This window comes from Actinomadura kijaniata NBRC 14229 (genome assembly GCF_001552175.1).
Taxonomy (GTDB): domain Bacteria; phylum Actinomycetota; class Actinomycetes; order Streptosporangiales; family Streptosporangiaceae; genus Spirillospora; species Spirillospora kijaniata.
The window spans coordinates 20,909-41,141 of sequence record NZ_BCQR01000077.1; the positions used below are offsets into that span (position 1 = coordinate 20,909).

General features: G+C 72.8%; 17 protein-coding genes and 1 tRNA gene. 8 read left to right on the forward strand and 10 right to left on the reverse strand.

Annotated elements, in window-relative coordinates:
- The first annotated feature begins 10 nt into the window (after positions 1–10).
- From AKI01S_RS23885 to AKI01S_RS23900, 4 genes are all read left to right on the forward strand, one after another.
- Complete coding sequence (locus AKI01S_RS23885; RefSeq protein ID WP_067822172.1) at positions 11–1,387, forward strand: outer membrane protein assembly factor BamB family protein; 1,377 nt, start codon at positions 11–13, stop codon at positions 1,385–1,387.
- 63 nt (positions 1,388–1,450) lie between these two features.
- Positions 1,451–1,900 (forward strand): hypothetical protein, encoded by a 450-nt coding sequence (locus tag AKI01S_RS23890; protein ID WP_067822175.1) that lies wholly within the window; start codon positions 1,451–1,453, stop codon positions 1,898–1,900.
- 183 nt (positions 1,901–2,083) lie between these two features.
- Positions 2,084–3,301, forward strand: coding sequence for an acetyl-CoA C-acetyltransferase (locus tag AKI01S_RS23895; RefSeq protein ID WP_067822178.1), 1,218 nt, complete (start codon positions 2,084–2,086; stop codon positions 3,299–3,301).
- Between the two features lie 246 nt (positions 3,302–3,547).
- Positions 3,548–3,775 (forward strand): DUF4287 domain-containing protein, encoded by a 228-nt coding sequence (locus AKI01S_RS23900; protein ID WP_067822181.1) that lies wholly within the window; start codon positions 3,548–3,550, stop codon positions 3,773–3,775.
- A gap of 191 nt (positions 3,776–3,966) precedes the next feature.
- Here the strand turns inward: AKI01S_RS23900 and AKI01S_RS23905 are convergent, their stop codons facing one another.
- The 5 genes from AKI01S_RS23905 to AKI01S_RS23925 form a co-directional block, all read right to left on the reverse strand.
- Positions 3,967–4,767: a Bax inhibitor-1/YccA family protein gene (locus AKI01S_RS23905; protein ID WP_067822184.1), complete on the reverse strand. Its 801-nt coding sequence runs from the start codon at positions 4,765–4,767 to the stop codon at positions 3,967–3,969.
- Positions 4,768–4,893: 126 nt separating this feature from the next.
- Positions 4,894–4,967 (reverse strand) — tRNA-Leu (locus AKI01S_RS23910).
- Between the two features lie 166 nt (positions 4,968–5,133).
- Positions 5,134–6,405 carry a class I SAM-dependent methyltransferase gene (locus AKI01S_RS23915; RefSeq protein WP_084000154.1) on the reverse strand — a complete coding sequence of 424 codons (1,272 nt, stop codon included), beginning with the start codon at positions 6,403–6,405 and terminating at the stop codon, positions 5,134–5,136.
- 52 nt (positions 6,406–6,457) lie between these two features.
- Positions 6,458–7,801, reverse strand: a complete 1,344-nt coding sequence (locus AKI01S_RS23920; RefSeq protein WP_067822187.1) for an NAD(P)/FAD-dependent oxidoreductase — start codon at positions 7,799–7,801, stop codon at positions 6,458–6,460.
- Positions 7,802–8,058: 257 nt separating this feature from the next.
- Positions 8,059–8,877, reverse strand: a complete 819-nt coding sequence (locus AKI01S_RS23925) for a uracil-DNA glycosylase (RefSeq protein WP_067822190.1) — start codon at positions 8,875–8,877, stop codon at positions 8,059–8,061.
- Positions 8,878–9,231: 354 nt separating this feature from the next.
- On the opposite strand from AKI01S_RS23925, the gene AKI01S_RS49410 reads away from it, so the two are divergent.
- Positions 9,232–9,960, forward strand: a complete 729-nt coding sequence (locus AKI01S_RS49410; RefSeq protein WP_169814003.1) for a DUF2510 domain-containing protein — start codon at positions 9,232–9,234, stop codon at positions 9,958–9,960.
- Between the two features lie 1,567 nt (positions 9,961–11,527).
- Here AKI01S_RS49410 and AKI01S_RS23935 read toward each other — a convergent pair.
- The 4 genes from AKI01S_RS23935 to eno form a co-directional block, all read right to left on the reverse strand.
- Positions 11,528–12,448: a Ppx/GppA phosphatase family protein gene (locus AKI01S_RS23935; protein ID WP_067822196.1), complete on the reverse strand. Its 921-nt coding sequence runs from the start codon at positions 12,446–12,448 to the stop codon at positions 11,528–11,530.
- Positions 12,445–12,966: a DUF501 domain-containing protein gene (locus AKI01S_RS23940; RefSeq protein WP_067822200.1), complete on the reverse strand. Its 522-nt coding sequence runs from the start codon at positions 12,964–12,966 to the stop codon at positions 12,445–12,447. The genes AKI01S_RS23935 and AKI01S_RS23940 overlap by 4 nt, the downstream gene beginning before the upstream one ends.
- A 117-nt stretch (positions 12,967–13,083) precedes the next feature.
- Entirely contained in the window at positions 13,084–13,518 is a 435-nt protein-coding gene (locus tag AKI01S_RS23945) for an FtsB family cell division protein (RefSeq protein ID WP_084000158.1), read from the reverse strand.
- 7 nt (positions 13,519–13,525) lie between these two features.
- Entirely contained in the window at positions 13,526–14,809 is a 1,284-nt protein-coding gene (gene eno / locus AKI01S_RS23950) for a phosphopyruvate hydratase (RefSeq protein WP_067822205.1), read from the reverse strand.
- 203 nt (positions 14,810–15,012) lie between these two features.
- Between eno and AKI01S_RS23955 the strand changes: the two genes are divergently transcribed.
- From AKI01S_RS23955 to AKI01S_RS23965, 3 genes are read left to right on the forward strand one after another with little or no spacing between them, the layout of a single operon-like run.
- Positions 15,013–16,062, forward strand: coding sequence for an ABC transporter substrate-binding protein (locus tag AKI01S_RS23955; protein ID WP_067822208.1), 1,050 nt, complete (start codon positions 15,013–15,015; stop codon positions 16,060–16,062).
- Positions 16,059–16,871 (forward strand): ABC transporter ATP-binding protein, encoded by an 813-nt coding sequence (locus AKI01S_RS23960; protein ID WP_067822211.1) that lies wholly within the window; start codon positions 16,059–16,061, stop codon positions 16,869–16,871. Before AKI01S_RS23955 ends, AKI01S_RS23960 begins: the two co-directional genes overlap by 4 nt.
- Complete coding sequence (locus tag AKI01S_RS23965; RefSeq protein ID WP_067822213.1) at positions 16,861–17,724, forward strand: ABC transporter permease; 864 nt, start codon at positions 16,861–16,863, stop codon at positions 17,722–17,724. The genes AKI01S_RS23960 and AKI01S_RS23965 overlap by 11 nt, the downstream gene beginning before the upstream one ends.
- On the opposite strand, the gene AKI01S_RS53645 is transcribed toward AKI01S_RS23965, so the two are convergent.
- The gene (locus AKI01S_RS53645) at positions 17,721–19,973 is read right to left on the reverse strand and encodes a LuxR C-terminal-related transcriptional regulator (RefSeq protein ID WP_067822216.1); all 2,253 of its coding nucleotides are present in this window, start codon (positions 19,971–19,973) and stop codon (positions 17,721–17,723) included. The two genes, AKI01S_RS23965 and AKI01S_RS53645, sit on opposite strands and share 4 nt — an antisense overlap.
- Positions 19,974–20,233: the final 260 nt, after the last annotated feature.

The window sequence follows — 20,233 nt, forward strand, 5'->3', positions numbered from 1 at the left end:
GGAGTCCCGCATGGTCTCGCACACCCTCCGACGATCACCCTCCGCGCCCGTTCCGGCACTGGCCGCGTTCGCCGTCCTGCTCGGCGCGGCGGGCTGTTCCGGCGGCGCGCCGGGCCGGGGCGCGGAGGCGGCCCAGGGCTGGGCGGGCACCGGGGTGAACGCCGTCAGCCGCCCCGTCACCGGGTCGGGCGTCACCGCCGTCACCGGCCTGCGCCCGGACGGCGACCTGGAGACGGCGGTGTTCGACCTGGCCAAGGGCCGTCGGCTGTGGAGCAGGCCCGCCACGATGGTGGGCCGGCTGTCCGGCATGGGCGTGCAGCCCCCGGCGGTCGCCGGGACGCCGGGCAGCCCGGTCGTGGTCGCGCTGGAGCCGCGGCGGACCGGCAGGTGGAAGGCCACCCTGGTCGCGCGCGACGCCCGCACCGGCGCGGAACGCTGGACCCGCCCGGTCGACACGACGTTCGGCCCGGTCCGCTGCGGGACCCAGGTGTGCCTGTCGGAGTTCACCGCGCGCCGCAGTGCCCGGTTCGCGGTCCTGGACGCCGCGACCGGCAGGCAGCTGTGGCGGATGCCCGGCATCGCCGAGGTGGAGTGGTCCGACCCGACCCGCGTGGTGGCGTTCCGGATGGCCCGGCACCCGGCGCTGGAGGCCCGCGACCTGCGGACGGGAAGGACGCTGTGGACGTTCCCGGTGGAGAGGGCCGTCGGCCCCGGCGTGAACCTGTCGGGCGGCTGGGCGTTCGGCGCGCTGCCGGGCGGGCCGCTGGTCGGGTACATCGCGCCCTACCAGCGCGGCAAGGGCCGCGACTCGCTGTCGGCGTTCGGCTTCTTCGGCCTGAACCCCGCCACCGGCAGGCTGGTGTGGACCCGCAAGCGGCTGCTGCGCGTCTACCCCGGCGCCAGCCCCGCCGTCGCGCTGGTCACCCGGCAGGTCACCCCCGGCGGCTCCTACGGCGGCTTCGAGCAGCTCGACCCCCGCACCGGCCGCACCACCGCCACCGTCGCCGCCGACAAGGCCCCCGCGTCGTCCTGGCTGCTGGCGTTCCCGGCGGACCTGTCGAGCCTGGCCTTCCTGTCCCAGGGCAGGCGGGGCGCCGCCTACCGGCTGGCCGACGCGTCCCCGGTCGGGCCGCAGGGGCTGCGCGTCTGGTCGTTCTGCACGGTGACCCCGTCCGAGCTGAGGATCAACGGGCACCGCGGGTTCTTCCCGGTCGCCCCGCTGTGCGCCTACGACCTGGCCACCGGCCGCAGGCTCGGCTCCGCGGGCGCGCCGCCCGGCTGGTACACCGGCTCCACCGACGGCTGGCGGGTCTGGCGCGGCGAGGACGGCGTCCTGCACGCGGTCCGGGACGCCCGGGGAACGGCCCCCGGCATGTACGGCCAGTGACCTTTCCTTCCCCCCACCCGCCCCGGGGCGGGCTTCGTAGGAATGCCAGAAAGAGGGAATACAGTGAACGAGACTCCCGGCCTGGAGCAGCTCGCGGAGAGGGTGAACGCGTTGGACGAACGGACCCATGCCACCGCATACGCGCACATGGTGCGCCTGGAGCAGTTGCAGAGCCAGATCGCGGCACCCGCCTCAGCACTGGGACTGCTGGACTACCGGATCAACCAGCTCCAGGAAGAGCTCACCGGCTTCCGGGCCGAGGCCTCCACGGAGTTCGGCGTCGTCAAGGCGGATCTCGCCACGGTCAAAGACGACGTGACCGGACTCAAGAACGACGTGACCGGGCTCAAGAACGACGTGACCGGGCTCAAGAACGACGTGACCGGGCTCAAGAACGACGTGACCGGACTCACGGTAGACGTGGCGGAACTCAAGCACCTCGTCACGGCCGATATGGCGGAGCTCAAGGCGAACGTGGCCAAGATCGTGACGTTGCTGGCCGAACGCGGCTGAGCCATCGCCCGGTCCGTCGCCGGTGGGCGGCGGGCCGGGCCGCCCGATGCCGGACTGTTGGACGGTATGTCAACAGGATGCCGGGGCGGCGTGTACGCGTGCCGAGGGGACGCGTTAGATTGCTGGTGACCGGCGGGTAACACCGCAGGCCCCAGCATCAGGTCGCACGACAGGAGACCCGCAATGCCCGAGGCAGTGATTGTCGCCACCGCGCGTTCGCCGATCGGCCGCGCCTTCAAGGGTTCGCTGAAGGACCTGCGGCCCGACGACCTCACCGCGACGATGGTCGAGGCCGCGATGGCCAAGGTGCCGCAGCTCGACCCGAGCCAGGTCGAGGACCTGCTGCTCGGCTGTGGCCTGCCCGGCGGCGAGCAGGGCTACAACATGGGCCGCGTCGTGGCGACGCTGCTCGGCTGGGACGGCGTTCCCGGCGCCACGATCACCCGGTACTGCTCGTCCTCGCTGCAGACCACCCGGATGGCGTTCCACGCGATCAAGGCCGGTGAGGCCGACGTGATCGTCTCGGCCGGCGTGGAGATGGTCAGCCGGTTCGCCAAGGGGTCCAGCGACGGGCTGCCCGACACCCAGAACCCGAAGTTCGCCGAGGCGCAGGCCCGCACCGAGGAGACCGCCAAGGGCGGCAGCACCTGGCACGACCCGCGCCAGGACGGCAAGCTGCCCGACATCTACATCGCGATGGGCCAGACCGCCGAGAACGTCGCCCAGATCAAGGGCGTCTCCCGGCAGGCCCAGGACGAGTTCGGCGTCCGCTCCCAGAACCTCGCCGAGAAGGCCCTGGCCAACGGCTTCTGGGAGAAGGACATCACCCCGGTCACGCTGCCCGACGGCACCGTGGTCAGCAAGGACGACGGCCCGCGCGCCGGCACCACCTACGAGAAGGTGTCCCAGCTCCAGCCGGTGTTCCGGCCCGACGGCACCGTCACCGCGGGCAACTGCTGCCCGCTGAACGACGGCGCCGCCGCCGTGGTCGTCATGAGCGACACCAAGGCCGCCGAGCTCGGCATCACCCCGCTGGCGCGGATCGTGTCCACCGGCGTCACCGGCCTGTCCCCCGAGATCATGGGGCTGGGCCCGGTGGAGGCGTCCCGGCAGGCCCTGGCCCGCGCCGGGATGACCATCGACGACATCGACCTGGTCGAGATCAACGAGGCGTTCGCCGCGCAGGTGCTCCCCTCGGCCGAGGAGCTGGGCGTGGACCTGGACAAGCTGAACGTCAACGGCGGCGCGATCGCGGTCGGCCACCCGTTCGGCATGACCGGCGCCCGCATCACCTCCACGCTGATCAACAGCCTGCGGTTCCACGACAAGCAGTTCGGTCTGGAGACCATGTGCGTCGGCGGCGGCCAGGGCATGGCGATGGTGCTGGAGCGCCTGAGCTGACGTCCGGAAAGCCGATCATTCATTGATCACTTAACGTCATCGCGAATGGCCCGGGGAACTGGTGCGGCAATGCGCCATGAACCGGGCCATTTCCCTTTCCATCGAACCGTCCGCGAAGGGGCAGGACGATCGATCCGCTCGGAATGATCTACGTAACGTAATAGATAGGTACCCGTTAGGGGCTTGTCACATCCGAGGAGGTGTTGCAGAGTCGGCACAAGAGCCCCGCCGACCTGGAGGTGCACCTTGTCCCTGAACCACTCGCCGGACACGCACAACAAGTTGCTCGCTCGCATCCCACAAGTCACAGGACGTGACATCCCCGAGTGGTTCACCACCATCGAGAACGGCCCGTCGTTCCTCCGCTGCGAGGAGCGCTGCAACTGGCTGGCCGACGAACACGGCCTGTCGCACGGCTACGCGGCGGCGCTGGTCCGCGAACACGAGCGCACCCGCCGCGCCCGCCACTACTGAACGACCCGGAGCCCCCTCGCCCCGACGCGGGCACGCGGAAGGCTCCCCACCAGACTCCCCGCGGGATCCCGCCAAGGGCAGTCCCCGCTCGTCGCCCCGCTACGCGTTGGCGACCCCGGTGAAGAGATCCCGCATGCGATCAGCCCCCTGCCGGTCCGCCGGCAGGGGGCTGATCCATGGACGGGGCGTCGCTACTCCCGGTTGAAGTACGACAGGAAGCGCAGCAGCTCCAGGTAGATCCACACCAGGCTCAGGGTGAGGCCGAAGGCGCTGTACCAGGCGAACTTCTCCGGCGCGCCCGCGTTCACGCCGCGCTCGATCTCGTCGAAGTCCAGCAGCAGGAAGAAGCACCCGACGAGGATCGCGACGACGCTGAACACGTAGGCCAGCGGGTTGGAGGCGTCGCGGATGCCGATGCCGGTGTCCGGGCCGAAGGCCTGCACCAGCAGGTTGACCAGCATCAGGCCGAGCAGCGCCCAGCCCGCCGCGACCACGAACTTCACGAACTTCGGCCGCACCCGCACGATCCGCAGCGCGTACACCGCGAGCATGCCGCCGAACGCCAGCGCGGTGCCGATGACCGCCTGGAACACGACCCCGTTGTAGAGGTCGTTGAAGTAGTGGCTGATCGCGCCGACGCCCACGCCGTACACGGCCGAGAACGTCAGCACCAGCGGCGCGTTGGCCTTGCCGGAGAAGCTGATGTAGAGGCCGAGGCCGAGCTGGAGCAGGAAGGCCACCCCGCCGATCGCCAGCGCCGTCGGCGTCGGGACGAGGAGCCAGGTCAGCGCGCCGGTGAGGACCAGCATGCCGAGGCTGAGGAAACCGCGCACGACGACGTCGTCATAGGTCATCGGGCGGGTCGCGGGTGGCGCGTACGCGGGCGCCTGGTACGTCTCGTTCAACATCTCGGGCGTGCCGTACCCAGAGTAGGGCGGGGGCTGCTGCTGCCCGAAGTTCTTCCCCCGGAACGCGGGGTTCCTGCTCTCCATCGGTTCCCTCCGTAGGGCCGGACCTGCGTCAAGTTTATGACGACCCGAGATCGGCGGTCGTTCCCCGATGTGATCGTTTGATAACGGCTGCGCGGCCGGAACCTTCCGGCCGCGCAGCCGGGTCGGTGCCCCTGGTCGGATTCGAACCGACACCCGTAGCTCTTTTAGGGAGCTCGCCTCTGCCGTTGGGCTACAGGGGCGGCGACAGCATACCGGGAGCGATTGACCCTTCAAGCAGCGGATATTCGACTGAGACCGCATTTGTGCCGCCCCGTGCCACGGCCCGCCCGCGGTTCCCGGAACGCGCGGGCCCCCGCGGTCGACGTTTTTCCGGCCGTTCCTTCCGGAAACCGGAAGAACGCCGGTTCAACGGCTGACGACCGCGCGCCCTTCGACCAGCGTCGCGCCCGCCCGGCCGTCGTGGTCGCGGCGGACGGCGCAGATCTCGTGGACGCCGACCCGGCCGCTCTCGCACGCCAGCGCCGACGCCGCCAGGTACAGCAGCCACACCCGGGCGTGGCCGGGCCCGGCGAGCTCGGCGGCCTCGGCCCAGTGGCGTTGCAGGTTCGCGGCCCAGGAGCGCAGGGTGCGGGCGTGGTGCTCGCGCAGCGCGCCGACGGTGCGGACCTCCAGCCCGGCCGCCTCCACGTCGGAGACGATCTCGCCGAGGGGCCGCAGCCCGCCGTCCTCGGGGAACATGTAGCTGGTGGTGAAGGTGCGCCTGATCTGGTGGGGGCCGGGGCGGCGGGCCTGGACCCGCAGCAGCAGCCGGCCGGTCGGGGCCAGCAGCCCGTACAGGCGGGCAGTGTCGCGGTCGGCGGTCTCGACCCCGGCCAGGTCCACGATGGCGTCGTAGGGGCCGTCGCCCGCGGCGTCCAGGTCCCAGGCACGCGGGTCGATCCGGTCGGCCAGGCCCGCGGCGGCGGCGCGTTCGCGCAGGTGCTCGGCCTGGCGGTGGGTGCGGGTGAGGGCGACGACGCGCACGTCGCAGGCGCGCGCGGCGTGCAGGGCGAACGCGCCCCATCCGGCGTTCAGGTCCAGCAGCCGAGCGCCGGGGAACAGTCCGAGGCGCTCGGCGGCGGCCTCCAGCGCGGCGCGCTGCGCGTCCGTCAGGTCGACGGCCTGGTCCCACAGCCCGGTGCCGTGCGCCAGCGACGGGCCCAGCATCCGGGTGAAGAACTCCGGCGACGCGTCGAGCGGGCCGGTGACCTCGCCGTCGGCCCGGCCGGCCGGGAACTCCTCGGCCGGGGGCTTCGGCTCGGGGCCGACCGCGCCGAGCATGACGGCCGTCCGGACGATCTCGCGCTTGTCGTCGCTGGACAGCCGGATCGGCTCGTCGCCGCTGCGCATCATCCGCTGCACCGCGTCGAGCGCGGCGAACACGTCGCCCTCGATGTCCAGCTCGCCCGCGACGTAGGCGCGGACCAGGCCCATCTCGCCCGGCTTCCACAGCAGGCGGCGCAGGGCGCGGCGGTGCCGGATGACGAACGCGGGCGCTCCGGCGGGGCCGACCACGCTGCCGTCCCAGGCGCGGACCTGGACCGGCAGCTCGTCGGCGGCGGCCGGAGCGGCGTTCTCCTCACCGAGCAGGACGCGGGTGAGCAGCGGCGCGAGCCGGGAGGCGACACCATCGTGCACCGGGCGCGGACACCCCCTTCATGGTCGGTCCGGGGGCGGCGGCGACGCTCCGCTAGTCCCCCTTGCTTGCCAGTTCGAACTCCTCGCGGGGGTGTTCGAGTTCCCCCAGCGACACGATCTCACGGCGGAACAGGAACGCCAGCGTCCAGTCCGCCGTGACGCGCATCTTGCGGTTCGTCGTCGGCATCCGGGACAGATGGTAGGTGCGGTGCATGAACCACGCGAGAAGCCCGCGCAACTTCACGCCGTAGACGTTCGCCACGCCCTTGTGCAGCCCGAGCCCGGCGACCGACCCGACGTAGGCGTGCACGTAGGGCTTGCGGGGCCTGCCCCGGTAGTCGGCCACGATGTTGTCGGCGAGCCGCCTGGCCTGGCGGACGGCGTGCTGGGCGTTGGGGGCGCAGTAGTCGCCGGTGTCGGTGAGGTCGGGGACGCGGGCGTTGTCGCCGGCGGCGTAGACGCGTTCCCTCCCCTCGACGGTGAGCTCGGCGGTGGCGATGACGCGCCCCTTGTCGTCGATGGGCAGGTCGCTGCGGCGCACGACCGGGTGGGCCTTGACGCCCGCGGTCCACACCAGCGTCCCGGTGTCGAACTCCTCGCCGTCGCTGAGCACGACGCGATGGTTCTCGGCGGACTTCAGCAGCGTCCCGGTCCGGATCTCGATGCCGCGGCGGCGCAGCGCCTCGGCGGTCCAGGTGCCCATCTCCGGCCCGACCTCGGGCAGGATCCGGTCGGTGGCCTCGACCATCACCCAGCGCATGTCCTCGGCGCGGAGCGTCGGGTACCACTTCAGCGCGTCGCGGGCCATGTCCTCCAGTTCGGCCAGGGCCTCGACCCCGGCGAAGCCCGCGCCGACGAACACGAACGTCAGCGCGCGGCGGCGGACCTTCTCGTCCTCGTTGGAGGCGGCGATGTCGAGCTGGCGCAGCACGTGGTTGCGCAGGTAGATCGCCTCCTCGACGGTCTTGAAGCCGATGCCGCACTCGCTGAGGCCGGGGATCGGCAGCAGCCGCGACACCGATCCGGCGGCGACCACCAGGAAGTCGTAGTGGATCTCCTGCTGGACCTGGCCGTCCGATCCGGCGGGGCAGTAGGTGACGCACCTGCGGGCGTCGTCGATGCGGGTGACGAAGCCGTTGCGGATCCGGCAGCGGTGCAGGACCTTGCGCAGCGGCGCGACCACGTGCCGGGGCTCCAGGTTCCCGGCGGCGGCCTCCGGCAGGAACGGCTGGTAGGTCATGTAGGACTGCGGGTCGATGACGGTGATCGCGACCTCGCCGCGCTTCAGCTCGCCGCGCAGCTTCTTCTGCAGGCGGAGGGCGGTGTACATGCCGACGTACCCACCACCCACGATCACGATGTGCTTGGCGTTCTCAGGGGTTCGCTCAGGAGGCATAACGGGACCGTTACCCCCATAGCGGCGACCCTCACCCGGCAGGGGGGCGGCGGACGGCCCGCAGAGAATCTCACTTTCCCGCGAACAACTCGGTCCTCTCCGGCATCTCACCCAGTACACCACCGGAAGACGGCGGCGGGACAGGGCCCGACGGGGGCGTCAAGCGGCCAGGGACACGGGGCGGCCGGCACGGGGGCGGGCCGCCCCGGCCCGGCCGCTTGACCTGGCCCTGCCCCGCCGCCGGTCCGGGGTGCCGATCAGCCCGCCCCGGCGATCGTCCGGGCGCGGGCGAACACGGCGTCCAGCATCTCCTCGGTCACGCGGCCGGTGAAGGTGTTCTGCTGGCTCGGGTGGTAGCAGCCCAGCAACGTGACCGGACCGGTGGCCGGTTCCGGCGGCGTGATCTCCGTCTCAACGCCGTGCCCGAACTTCGGCCGCGGCCGGGGCAGCTCGTACCCCGCCCGCCGCAGCGCGGGCCACACCCCCTGCCAGGCGAACCCGCCGAGCATCACATAGCACCGCACGCTGGGGACGACCTCGGCGATCTCCCGGGCGAGCCAGGGCAGGCAGGTGTCGCGTTCGCCGGGGGTCGGCTTGTTGTCGGGCGGCGCGCACCGCACGGTCGCGGCCATGCGGGTGCCGATGAGCCGCTGCCCGTCCCCGGCCCGGACGCTGGTCGGCCGCGCGGCCAGGCCCACCCGGTGCAGCGAGGCGAACAGCCAGTCCCCCGACCGGTCCCCGGTGAAGATCCGCCCGGTGCGGTTCCCGCCGTGCGCGGCCGGGGCCAGCCCCACGATCATGATCTTCGGTTCGGGGTCGCCCCACCCGGCGACAGGCCTTCCCCAGTACTCCTCGTCGAGGAACGCGCGGCGGCGCTCCACCGCCACCTTCTCCCGCCAGGCGACCAGCCGGTCGCAGGCCCGGCACACCGACTGGCGGGCGCACAGCTCGGACAGGCCGGGGGCGGACGCGGCGAGCCCGGCGACCTCCTCGGCCGTGGTCGCGACGGGCGTGTCCGGGGCCGCCGGATCGCCCGGCCACCCCGTTCCGGGCGGCACGAAGGGAGCGTTCGTCATGCCTCGATCCTGTCACCCGTCCGATGGAACACCGGATCGGCCGGGGTAGACGTCCCTCGTCGCCCGGGCGGCCGCCGGTGTGCGCCGCGCGCCCTCTCCACCGCCTCCGGCGGCTCGTTCCCGGTGCGGGCGAGGGAGGCCCGGACCTCGGCCGACCGCGCCCGCCCGGCTCGCCGCGGCCGCCGCGCCACGTCGCGGACGTGGCCGTCACCGCGTTCCGGGATGGCGAGCACCGCGTGCCCTGGGAGTACCGGGCAAGGCCCGGAAGCCGACGCCCGTCTCTCGGTACCATGCCCCTGGCCGGTGGTCGGGGGGTGGGGAGACCGGCTCCACCGTGTGTTGCGGAGGCACGCCTTGGCTCGTCCCGGCTGGTATCCCGACCCCTACGGCAGCGGCAGCCTGCGCTGGTGGGACGGCCAGGGCTGGACCCAGCACCTCAACCCTCCGCCCCGCGTCCCCGAGTCCGCGCCGCGCCGGCAGCCCGACCCCTCCCCCTACGGCCACGGCTGGGGCCAGCGCCGCCAGCCGTTCCCCGGCGCCGTCGACGCGTCGGTCCGCGGCCTGCTCCTGCACGCCGACGACCAGGTGGTCGCCTACGGCCACACGTCGCTGGCCTGGACCCACGTGGAGTGGGTGGCCTACTGGGCCGCCCACGTCCCCGGCGGCCACGGCCGCCCGCCCGGCGTCCAGTGGATCTTCCAGGCGGGCCGCCATCCGTTCCACGGGGGCCCGAGGGTCGAGGTGGTGCTCGACGACTCGGGCCACACCACCGACCCCGAACGCCTGTGGCAGCGGCTGGTGGACCTGTGCCACCACCACGCGGAACAGCGCCTGGTCGCCGAGCTGGCGAGCCGGGTGCGGGCGGGCGAGTCGGTGGACGTCGCCCAAGGGCTCACGGTCCATCCGGGCGGGGTCAGGGGCAACCGCGTCTCACTCAGCTGGTCCACCATCTCCGGCGCGGTCCTCGAGAACGGCCGTGTCTGGATCCAGCAGTCCAGCAACGCCAATCCAGTTCTGTATGTCCCGCAGCAGAACCCCAACGCCGTTCTGATCCCGGCCCTGCTCTCGCTCCTCAAGCGCTGACGGGCGGGCGTCGAACCACCGCGGGCGCTCGGCCGGCTTCCGGTCGCCGACCTTGAGCCGGTGGTCGCCGCCGATGATGAAGCTGGAGTACCCGCCCCGGTCCGCGCAGGCGCCGTGGGAACGGCTGGAGGCGGCGATGGCGGTGCCCCCGTCGACCTTGGGCGCCTTGAAGGTCACGTCGGCGTAGGGGAGCCTCCCGCACCGGGACGCGCCCTCGTCGTAGGCGATGAACCCGCCGACCCGTCCCCGCAGGTCCCCGTGGGACGCCGGAACGCTCCACGCCCCGATCTCCCGGGCCCGCGCCGCGGAGTCGCCGGCGTCCCGCAGGGTCGCGCGCCAGACCGCCCGGTCCGCCCGCTCCGTCGGCGCGGCCGGCGCCGCGTCGTCCTTGGCCACGGTGATCTCGTACCGGTGCCCGCGCTTCAGTTCGAGCCCCTCCAGGGTGCAGGTGACGCCGCCCTGGTCGGCACTCTGGTCCGCACTCTGGTCGGCGCTCTCGTCGGCCGCGGCGAGGCCCGCCCGGACGGCGTCCGCCCCGCCGGGGTCCACCCGGAGGGAACGCAGGAGCCCGCCCAGGTCCACCCGGACGGGGCCGGCCGTGACGACCTCCTCCTTGCCGGGGTCCACCTCGACGAGACCGAGACCGGCCAGGTCCACCTTGATGGCGCCGTCCTCGGTGATCTGGACGACGCCGGGGTGCACCTCGACGAGACCGTGCTTGCCCAGGCTCACCTTGATGGCGCCGTCCTCGGGGACCACGACCTTGTCGGTGTCGATCGGCCGGGAGTCGGCCTCGGCGTCGGCCTGGGCGGTCTCCGTCTGGGTGGTCTCGGTCTGGGTGGTGTCGGTCTGGGTGGTCTCCGTCTGGGTGGTGTCGCTCTTGGTGACCTCGGTCTTGGTCGCGCCGCTCTCGGTGGCGTCCATCTTGGTGACCTCGGTCTGCGTGGCGTCCGTCTTGGTGGCGCCCGTCTTGGTGGCGTCCGTCTCGGTGGTCTCCGGCCGCGTGGCGTCCGGCCGCGTGGTGTCCGGCTGCGTGGCGTCGCTCTTGGCGGTGTCCGGTCCGGTCGCGGCGGCCTTGCAGTGCTTGGTGTCGACGGCGGTGACCCCCGGGCCGGACGCGGCGAACACCGCCGCCATCTTCCCGCCCGGCCGCGGCCGGAGTCCGGCGTGCCCGCCGTGCCGCGCCCCGGCGAAGCCGAACTGCCGGGCGAAGAAGTAGCCCTTGGCGTCGGGCGCCTCGTGCACGACGAACGGGAAGGTCATCCGTTTCCACGGCCCCGTCCCGCGGATGACGTTGTCCAGGACGACCACCCCGCCTTCGACGGCGGAGGCGCCCGGTCCGATGGTCTCCTCGCGGACCCTGTCGGCCGCGCGAGCGTTTCCGGATATCAGCGTCATCGGCAGCATCGCCGCGACGGCGGCGAGCGCGAGACCTCTCATCGTTCCCCCCGATCGGTTCGACCGCCGGGAGACGTTTCCCACCCGCCCCTTCAGCAACCGACGCTTTCCCGGTCCGTTGCCTCCACCAGCGAGAAAAAGAACGGACGGCGCGCGCGCCGGGGGGCGACTAGGCCAGGGACCAGGCGATTCCGTCCAGAATGTCGTGCTCGCTTACCACCACCGCGCCGAAGCCGTACTCGCGCATGACGCGGTCCAGGATCAGAGCGCCCGCCCCGATCACGTCCACCCGGCCCGGGTGCATCACGCCGATCGCGGCGCGTTCCGCGCGGGTCGCGTGCAGGAGGTCGCGGGTCGCCTCGTGGACCTGGGTCGCGGTGATGCGCGACAGGTGGATCCGGGCCGAGTCGTACTCCGGCAGGTCCAGGGCGATCCCGGCGACGGTCGTGACCGACCCGGCCAGGCCCACCAGGGTCCGGGCCTCGTCGACCGGGACCCTCGCGCGGACCCGCGCCAGGGCCTCGTCGATGTCGGCGGCCGCGGCGGTGATCTGGTCGGGGGTGGGCGGGTCGCCGTCGGTGAGGTGGCGTTCGGTCATGCGGACGCAGCCGATGTCGACCGAGATCGCGGCCTCGACGTCGGAGGAGCCGAGGACGAACTCGGTGGAGCCGCCGCCGATGTCCACCACCAGGTAGGGGCGGGCCGGACGCAGCGACGCCAGCTCGCGGGTCGCGCCGAGGAACGACAGGTGCGCCTCCTCATCGCCGCTGACCACCTCGGGCACCACGCCGAAGATGTCCACCACGCCGTTGACGAAGTCGGAGCGGTTCGCCGCGTCGCGGGTCGCGCTGGTCGCCACGACGCGGACCTTCCCGGCGTCGTGCTCCCGGATCAGGCTCGCGTAGCCGCGCATGGCGGTGAACGTGCGCTCCAGCGCCTCCGGGGCCAGGCGGCCGGTCTTGTCGACGTCCTGGCCCAGCCGGACGATCTCCATGCGGCGTTCGACGTCGGTGAGGGTCGTGCCCTCGATGTCGGCGATCAGGAGGCGGACCGAGTTGGTTCCGCAGTCGATGGCGGCTACGCGGGTCACGGGGTCTCCTCGGGGTCGTCGGGGACGCACACGCACGGGCCCGACCGCCACCACTCGGGAAGCAGGTCGAGGGCCTCCCGGCCGAACGGGTTCACGCCCGGCACCGCCAGCTCGTGGCCGACCAGGGCGTGCAGGCACTTGACGCGTTCGGGCATGCCGCCCGCGCTCTGCATCCCGGCGGGCAGCGGCTCGATCCCCTCCTCGACCGCGGCCTTGTCGCGGCGGGACAGGTAGTCGGCGTGCGCCGCCTCGTAGGCCGCCCGCAGCTCCGGGTCGGCGGCGAGACGGTCCTGCATCTCGCGCATGACTCCGCCGCCCTCCAGCGTCCCGATCGCCGAGGCGGCCTTCGGGCAGGTCAGGTAGAACAGCGTCGGGAAGGGCGTGCCGTCGGGCAGCCGCGGCGCCGTCTCGATCACGGCGGGCAGGCCGCACGGGCAGCGGTGGGCCACCCGGCGGACGCCGCGCGGCTCGCGGTCGAGCTGGGCCGCGACGGCGGCCCGGTCACGTTCGCTGATCATGTGTTCGTCCCCACTCGCGGCGCGGGTCCGCGCGCCGCCTGAATGTTCTCGTGCTCCGCGCCGCCGGGCGCCGGGCCCCCGGAACGCCGCCGTCCCGGCGAGCGGCGGGACGGGCGATCAGCGCGGTCGGTCGGCGGTCTCCACCGACCGCCACAGGGTCTCGTACCACGGCGGCCTGCTCGCCGGCCCGCCCGGTGAGGTCTGCTGGCCGTTGCCGCCGCCGCCGTCCAGGACGATGTAGCACTTCTCCCCGGGCATGCAGTAGTGGAGCCGCCGTTTCGCCTCACGCTCAATGTACGACTTGTCCCCCAACTGCTGCTTGCGTTGGGCGAGTTGTTCCACCTGTTTTCTGGCTTCGCGCTCCTCGGCCTGCAACTCGGCGATCTCCTGGCGCTGGGCGATGTACTCCCGGACGGGGTAGGCCAGACTCAGCGCGATGGCGCAGACCACCACGGCCAGGATGGCGGCGCGGCTGGTCAGCGCGGGGTTGGCGCGGCGCTCGCCGCCGCCCGCGGTGTCGCGGGCGGCGGCGTTCTCGGAGGCCCGGGCCACGGGCGGCTCAGCCCTCCCAGGTGAAGCGGGGGAACGCGGCCGCGCCGGCGTAGCGGGCGGCGTCGTCGAGCTGCTCCTCGATGCGCAGGAGCTGGTTGTACTTGGCGACGCGGTCGCTGCGGGCGGGGGCGCCGGTCTTGATCTGGCCGCAGTTGGTGGCGACGGCGAGGTCGGCGATGGTGGTGTCCTCGGTCTCGCCGGACCGGTGGCTCATCATGCACTTGAAGCCGCTGGTCTGGGCGAGGGTGACCGCATCGAGGGTCTCGGTGAGCGAGCCGATCTGGTTCACCTTGACCAGCAGGGCGTTGGCGGCGCGCTCGCGGACGCCGCGCTCCAGCCGCTCGGGGTTGGTGACGAACAGGTCGTCGCCGACGAGCTGGACGCGGTCGCCGACGGCGGAGGTCAGGTTCTTCCAGCCCTCCCAGTCCTCCTCGTCGAGGGGGTCCTCGATGGAGACCAGGGGGTAGTTGGCGAGCAGGTCGCCGTAGTAGGCGGCCATCTCGTCGGCGGTCTTCTTGGCGCCCTCGAAGGCGTAGACGCCGCCCTCGTGGAACTCGGTCGCGGCGACGTCCAGGGCCAGCGCGATGTCGCGGCCGGGGGCGAAGCCCGCCTTGCGGACGGCCTCCAGGATCAGGTCGAGGGCGTCGCGGTTGCTGGGCAGCTCGGGGGCGAAGCCGCCCTCGTCGCCCAGGCCGGTGGCCAGGCCCTTGGCCTTCAGCACCGACTTGAGGGCGTGGTAGACCTCGGTGCCCCAGCGCAGCGCCTCGGAGAAGGTGCCCGCGCCGATCGGCGCGATCATGAACTCCTGGACGTCGACGTTGGTGTCGGCGTGCGCGCCGCCGTTCAGGATGTTCATCATCGGAACGGGCAGCAGGTGCGCGTTCGGCCCGCCCACGTAGCGGAACAGCGGCAGGTCGGCGGAGGCGGCGGCGGCCTTGGCGACGGCCAGCGAGACGCCGAGGATCGCGTTGGCGCCGAGCTCGGCCTTGTTGGGGGTCCCGTCCAGGTCGATGAGCAGCTGGTCGATCAGGCGCTGCTCGGAGGCGGGGTAGCCGACGAGCTTCTCGTCGACGGTGTCGTTGACGGCCCGGACGGCCCTGGTGACACCCTTGCCGTTGTAGCGATCCCCGCCGTCGCGCAGCTCGACGGCCTCGAACTGGCCGGTGGAGGCACCGGACGGAACGGCGGCGCGCGCCTCGGTTCCGTCGGAGAGCAGCACCTCGACCTCGACGGTCGGGTTACCGCGGGAGTCGAGGATCTCCCGGGCGAGTACGGCCTCGATGGACGACACAGCATCTCCTCACAGCTCAGTGCCTGGTGACACCTGAGCCTATCCAAGGCCGCGCGCCCGCCGCCGGGCGGGCACGCCGCCCCGCGACGCGGCCGGTGTGACCGCCGTTACGAACCCGTTCCCGGCAAGCGACTTGACGAACGAATTACCTACATTGTCTACTCGTCACATCAATACGACTTGATTAGTAGGGAATACCGACAATGCGCCGAAGGCCTCACCTGCGGATGCTCGCCGCCGCCCTGACCGTTCTGGCCGCGACGGGGACGCTCGGCGCCTGTGGCGGCGGCTCCGGGGAGAAGGGCGGCGGCGCCGCCCAGCCCCTGCGGCTCGGGTACTTCCCCAACATCACCCACGCGACCGCGCTGGTCGGCCTCCAGAAGGGCATCTTCGCCAAGCACCTGGGGGCCGCGCCGAAGGCGTCGTCGTTCAACGCGGGCCCGGCGGCCGTCGAGGCGGTGTTCTCCGGCGCGGTCGACGCCACGTTCGTCGGCCCCAACCCGGCGATCAACGCCTGGTCCAAGTCGCACGGCAAGGCGGTCCACATCATCTCCGGCGCGGCCTCCGGCGGCGTCTCCCTGATCGTCAAGCCCGGCATCAAGGGGCCGCAGGACCTGAAGGGCAAGCGGATCGCCACCCCGCAGCTCGGCAACACCCAGGACGTGGCGCTGCGGTACTGGCTGAAGAAGAACGGCCTGACCGCCAACAAGGACGGCTCCGGCGACGTCAAGGTCGTCCCCCAGGAGAACTCGCAGACGCTCCAGACGTTCGCGCAGGGCAGCGTCGACGGCGCGTGGGTCCCCGAGCCGTTCGCGTCCCGGCTGATCCTGGAGAGCAAGGGCGTGCGGCTGCTGAACGAGAAGTCGCTGTGGCCGAACGGCAAGTTCGTGATCACCAACCTGATCGTGCGGCAGGACTACGCCAGGAAGAACCCCGAGCAGGTGAAGAAGCTGCTCCAGGCGGTCGTGGAGACCACCGAGTTCATCAACGCCAACCAGCCCGAGGCGAAGAAGGCCGTCAACGAGCAGCTCTCCGCCCTGTCGGGCAAGCCGCTCAAGCAGGAGATCCTCGACGCGGCGTTCCGGGAGATCGAGTTCACCACCGACCCGGTCGCCTCGTCGCTGACCGAGGGCGCCCGGCACGCCGAGGACGTGGGCCTGCTGCCCAAGACCGACCTGAACGGGATCTATGACCTCTCCCCCCTCAACGAGGTGCTGAAGGCCAGCGGAAAGGCACAGGTCAGCGACAAATGACACAGGCTCTCCCCACGGGGACGGCCGCCCCCGGCCGGACCGCCGCCGCGGTCCGGCTCGCGGGCGTCTCCAAGGCGTTCGGGTCCGGGAGCGGCGCGCTGCTCGCCCTGGACCACGTATCCCTCGACGTCGCACCCGGCGAGTTCGTCTGCCTGCTCGGCGCGTCCGGCTGCGGCAAGTCCACCCTGCTCAACCTGGTGGCCGACCTGGACGCGCCGTCGGCCGGGACGATCGACGTCGGCGGCTCGCGGGTGGCGCTGATGTTCCAGGAACCGGCGCTGTTCCCCTGGCTGAACGTCACCGCCAACATCGAGCTCGCCCTCAAGACGCGCGGCGTCCCCCGGTCCGAGCGCCGCGCCCGCGCCGCCGAGCTGCTGGAGTCGGTCCACCTGGGCGGCTTCGCCAAGAAGCGGCCCCACCAGCTGTCGGGCGGCATGCGGCAGCGCGTGGCGCTCGCCCGCGCGCTGGCGCTGACGGTGGCCGAGGAGGGCGACGAGCGCGGCACCGTCCTGCTGATGGACGAGCCGTTCGGCGCCCTCGACGCGATGACCCGCGACCTGCTGCACGACGAGATCGAGCGGATCTGGCGGGAGCGCGGGCTGACCGTGCTGTTCGTGACCCACAACGTCCGCGAGGCGGTGCGCCTCGGCGACCGGGTGGTGCTGCTGTCCAGCCGTCCCGGCCGCGTGGTGGAGGAGTTCCCCGTGCCGATGGAGCGCCCCCGGCGCATCGACTCGACCGAGGTCGCGCGGCTCGCGGCGACGATCACCGACCGGTTGCGCGAGGAGGTCGGCCGCCATGGCGCTTGACGTCCGCAAGAACGAGCCCACCGACACCCTGGCGGGCCTGGACGCCCTGGAACTGGCCGGGGCGACCGCCCGGCCGTCCCCGCTGACGCGGGTGTGGTCGGCGGCGTGGCCGATGCTCGCCGCGATCGGGATCGCGCTGCTGTTCTGGCAGGCGGTGGTGTGGAGCGGGTGGAAGGACCCGTGGGTGCTGCCCGGCCCCACCGAAACCCTGCCGATCTTCTTCGACCAGATCACCAGCGGATCGTTCTGGGCGGCGGTCGGGCTGACCATGCAGCGCGCCCTGGTCGGGTTCGCGGTGTCGGTGGCGATCGGCGTGCTGGTCGGGGCGCTGGTGTCGCGGTTCATGGTGCTGCGGCGGGCGTTCGGCTCGCTGATCACCGGGCTGCAGACGATGCCGTCGATCGCCTGGTTCCCCCTCGCGATCCTGCTGTTCCAGCTCAGCGAGAAGGCGATCCTGTTCGTGGTGGTGCTGGGCGCGGCCCCGTCGATCGCCAACGGCCTGATCGCGGGCGTCGACTACACCCCGCCGATCCTGCTGCGCGCGGGCAAGGTGATGGGCCTGCGCGGGATCAACCTGTACCGGCACCTGATCATGCCCGCGTCGCTGCCGTCGTTCGTGGCGGGCCTCAAGCAGGGCTGGGCGTTCGCGTGGCGCTCGCTGATGGCCGGCGAGCTGCTGGTCATCATCGGCGACACCACCTCGCTCGGCGTGCTGCTGTCGCACGCCCGCGAGCTCAACAACACCGCCGACATGATCTCCTACATGATCGTGATCCTGGTGATCGGCATCGTGATCGACCAGCTGTTCGGCGTCGTGGACCGGGCCATCCGCACCCGCTGGGGCCTCGACTAGCCTTCCCGGATCACCCAGGCGGCGACCTGGGTGCGGGAGGTGAAACCGAGCTTGCCCAGGATGTGCTCCAGATGGGAGTCGACCGTCCGCTTGGAGATCACCAGGCGGGCGGCGATCTCCCGGTTGGACAGGCCCTCGGCGACCAGTTCGGCGATCTCCCGTTCGCGGCGGGTGAGGCGTCCGGCGGGGGTGGGCTCGGACGCGCGCGGCGCGGTCTCCCGCAGCGCGCAGGCGACGCTTTCGGCGTCCGTCATCGCGAGCCCGGCCGCCCAGGCGTCGGCGAACGCCCGCTCGCCGAGCTCCTGCCGCACCCGCGCCAGGTCCGCCTCCAGCAGGACCTCGAACGCCCCGGCCATCACCGACAGCCCCTGCGCCTCGCGCAGCACGTGGGCGGCGGCGAACAGCCGGGCCGCGCGTTCGAACTCCGCCGTCCGGACCGCGACCATGGCGAGGGCCTCCAGGTTGGAGATGACGGCGACGCGGGCGTCCAGGGGCACCGCCAGCCGCAGGCCCTCGGCCAGGTCCGCCTCCGCCTCCGCCGTCTCCCCCAGGAACATCCGCACGCCGCCGCGCGTCCACAGCGCGTGGGACAGGCACCACCGCTCCCCCGCCGCCCGGCAGAGGTCCACCAGCTCCTGGACGGTGGCCAGCGCCCCGGCCAGGTCGCCGTTGACCAGCCGCGCCCCCGCCAGGTACAGCCGGGTGCTCAACGCCATGACGTCGCGGTTGCCGTGCTCGTGGTGCTCCGCGACGGCCTCGTCCAGCAGCCGGGCCGCCGCGACGACGTCGCCGCCGAGCAGCTCGTCGGTGCCGCGCAGCTGGGTGAGGTAGGCGACGTCGGCGGGCCCGGAGGCGACCGCGGCGGCGCGGTCCAGCAGGGCGCGCTCGGCGTCGCGGTCGTCCTGGTGCAGCGCCACGAGCGCGTTGAGGACCAGCACCTGGAACCGCGCGTCCGGGCCGCCGCCGGCCGTCGCCAGCGCCCGGTCGCCCCACAGCCGCGCCTCGCGCAGCCGCCCGAGCGCGAACCACACCGGCGTCAGGCGCGCCACCAGCCGCAGCGCCCCGTCGGCGTCCCCCTCGTCGATCATCCGGTCGAGCAGGACGCGCAGCGTGGGGCTCTCCCGGACCGTCCAGGCGAACCACTCCGGCTGCGCGGCGGTGGACAGGCCGGCGGCGAGCCGGCCGGTGGCGGCCAGGTAGTGGTCGCGGAACCGGGCCCGCGCCGTCCCGGTCTCGCCGCGTTCCGCCAGCAGCCCCGCGCCGTACTCGCGCAGCGTGTCCAGCATCCGGTAACGCCGGTCGGCGCGGGTGAGGACCGACTTGTCCACCAGCCCGGCGACGACGTCGGTCACCCGTCCGGCGGGCAGGTCGTCCCCGGCGCACACCGCCTCGGCGGCGGCCAGGTCGCAGCCGTCGGGGAACACCGACAGCCGCGCCCACGCCGTGCGTTCGGCGGGCGCGCACAGCCCGTGGCTCCAGTCGATCGCGTCGCGCAGCGTCTGGTGGCGTGACTGGCCGGTGCGGCGCTCGCCGGTCAGCAGGAACCGGTCGCCGAGCCGCGCGACGATGTGGTCCAGCGGCAACGCCCGCAGCCGCACCGCCGCCAGCTCGATGGCCAGGGGGATGCCGTCCAGGCGGCGGCACAGGCGCTCGACGTCGGGGCGGTTGTCGGGGGTGACCGCGAAGCCGGGCAGCGCGGCGGCGGCGCGTTCGGCGAACAGCGTCACCGCCTCCCCGGTCCCGCCCTCGCCGCCCAGCGGCGCGACCGGCAGGGTGTGCTCGCCGGGGACGTCGAGGGCCTGGCGGCTGGTGGCCAGCACCCGCACCCCCGGCCCGGCGCGCAGCAGCACCTCCACGAGGATCGCGCACTCGTCGAGCATGTGCTCGCAGGTGTCGAACACCAGCAGCAGCCGCCGGTCGGCGACGTGCCCGGTCAGCACCTCCACCGGCGGCCGGGTGGACTGGTCGCGCAGGTCGAGGGCGTCGGCGACGGCCTGGGCGAGCACGCCGGGGCCGCGCACGGCGGCCAGGTCCACGAAGCACACGCCGCCGGGGAACGACCGCCGCGCCTCCCGCGCCACCCGCAGCGCCAGCCGGGTCTTGCCGACGCCGCCGGGCCCCAGCAGCGTCACCAGCCGCGCGCCCTCCAACAGCCGCCGGGTCTCGGCCAGCTCGCGCCGCCGTCCCACGAAACTGGTCACCTCGGCGGGCAGCCGCCCGGCCGTCCGCACCACCGCCGCGTCCGTCACCGGCAACCTCGCGTCACTCGCCCGGGGAGACAACCGCATCGTAACCGCTCGACCACCCTTGGCGACCCTCCCTGGTCGACACCCGTCCGGCGGCGCCCGTTCCGGCCGCCTGTGGACGAGCTTTTACCGATCACCTCCGGATCCGTTTGCCCAGGTCAGGCAAGACTCTCCAGACAAAGGCCCCCGGAAGGGACTCGACGAGGTGGTCATCGACGCGGCGGCTCTCCGGTCCGCCGACCAGCATGGTCCGCGGCGTCGGC

Excerpts from the sequence above, each read along its gene's own strand:
- AKI01S_RS23955 (WP_067822208.1), top strand. The coding sequence starts at position 15,013 with ATGCGCCGAAGGCCTCACCTGCGGATGCTCGCCGCCGCCCTGACCGTT.
- AKI01S_RS23960 (WP_067822211.1), top strand. The coding sequence starts at position 16,059 with ATGACACAGGCTCTCCCCACGGGGACGGCCGCCCCCGGCCGGACCGCC.
- AKI01S_RS23920 (WP_067822187.1), bottom strand. The coding sequence starts at position 7,801 with ATGCCTCCTGAGCGAACCCCTGAGAACGCCAAGCACATCGTGATCGTG.
- AKI01S_RS23905 (WP_067822184.1), bottom strand. The coding sequence starts at position 4,767 with ATGGAGAGCAGGAACCCCGCGTTCCGGGGGAAGAACTTCGGGCAGCAG.
- AKI01S_RS23925 (WP_067822190.1), bottom strand. The coding sequence starts at position 8,877 with ATGACGAACGCTCCCTTCGTGCCGCCCGGAACGGGGTGGCCGGGCGAT.
- AKI01S_RS23965 (WP_067822213.1), top strand. The coding sequence starts at position 16,861 with ATGGCGCTTGACGTCCGCAAGAACGAGCCCACCGACACCCTGGCGGGC.
- AKI01S_RS23895 (WP_067822178.1), top strand. The coding sequence starts at position 2,084 with ATGCCCGAGGCAGTGATTGTCGCCACCGCGCGTTCGCCGATCGGCCGC.
- AKI01S_RS23885 (WP_067822172.1), top strand. The coding sequence starts at position 11 with ATGGTCTCGCACACCCTCCGACGATCACCCTCCGCGCCCGTTCCGGCA.
- AKI01S_RS23940 (WP_067822200.1), bottom strand. The coding sequence starts at position 12,966 with ATGATCAGCGAACGTGACCGGGCCGCCGTCGCGGCCCAGCTCGACCGC.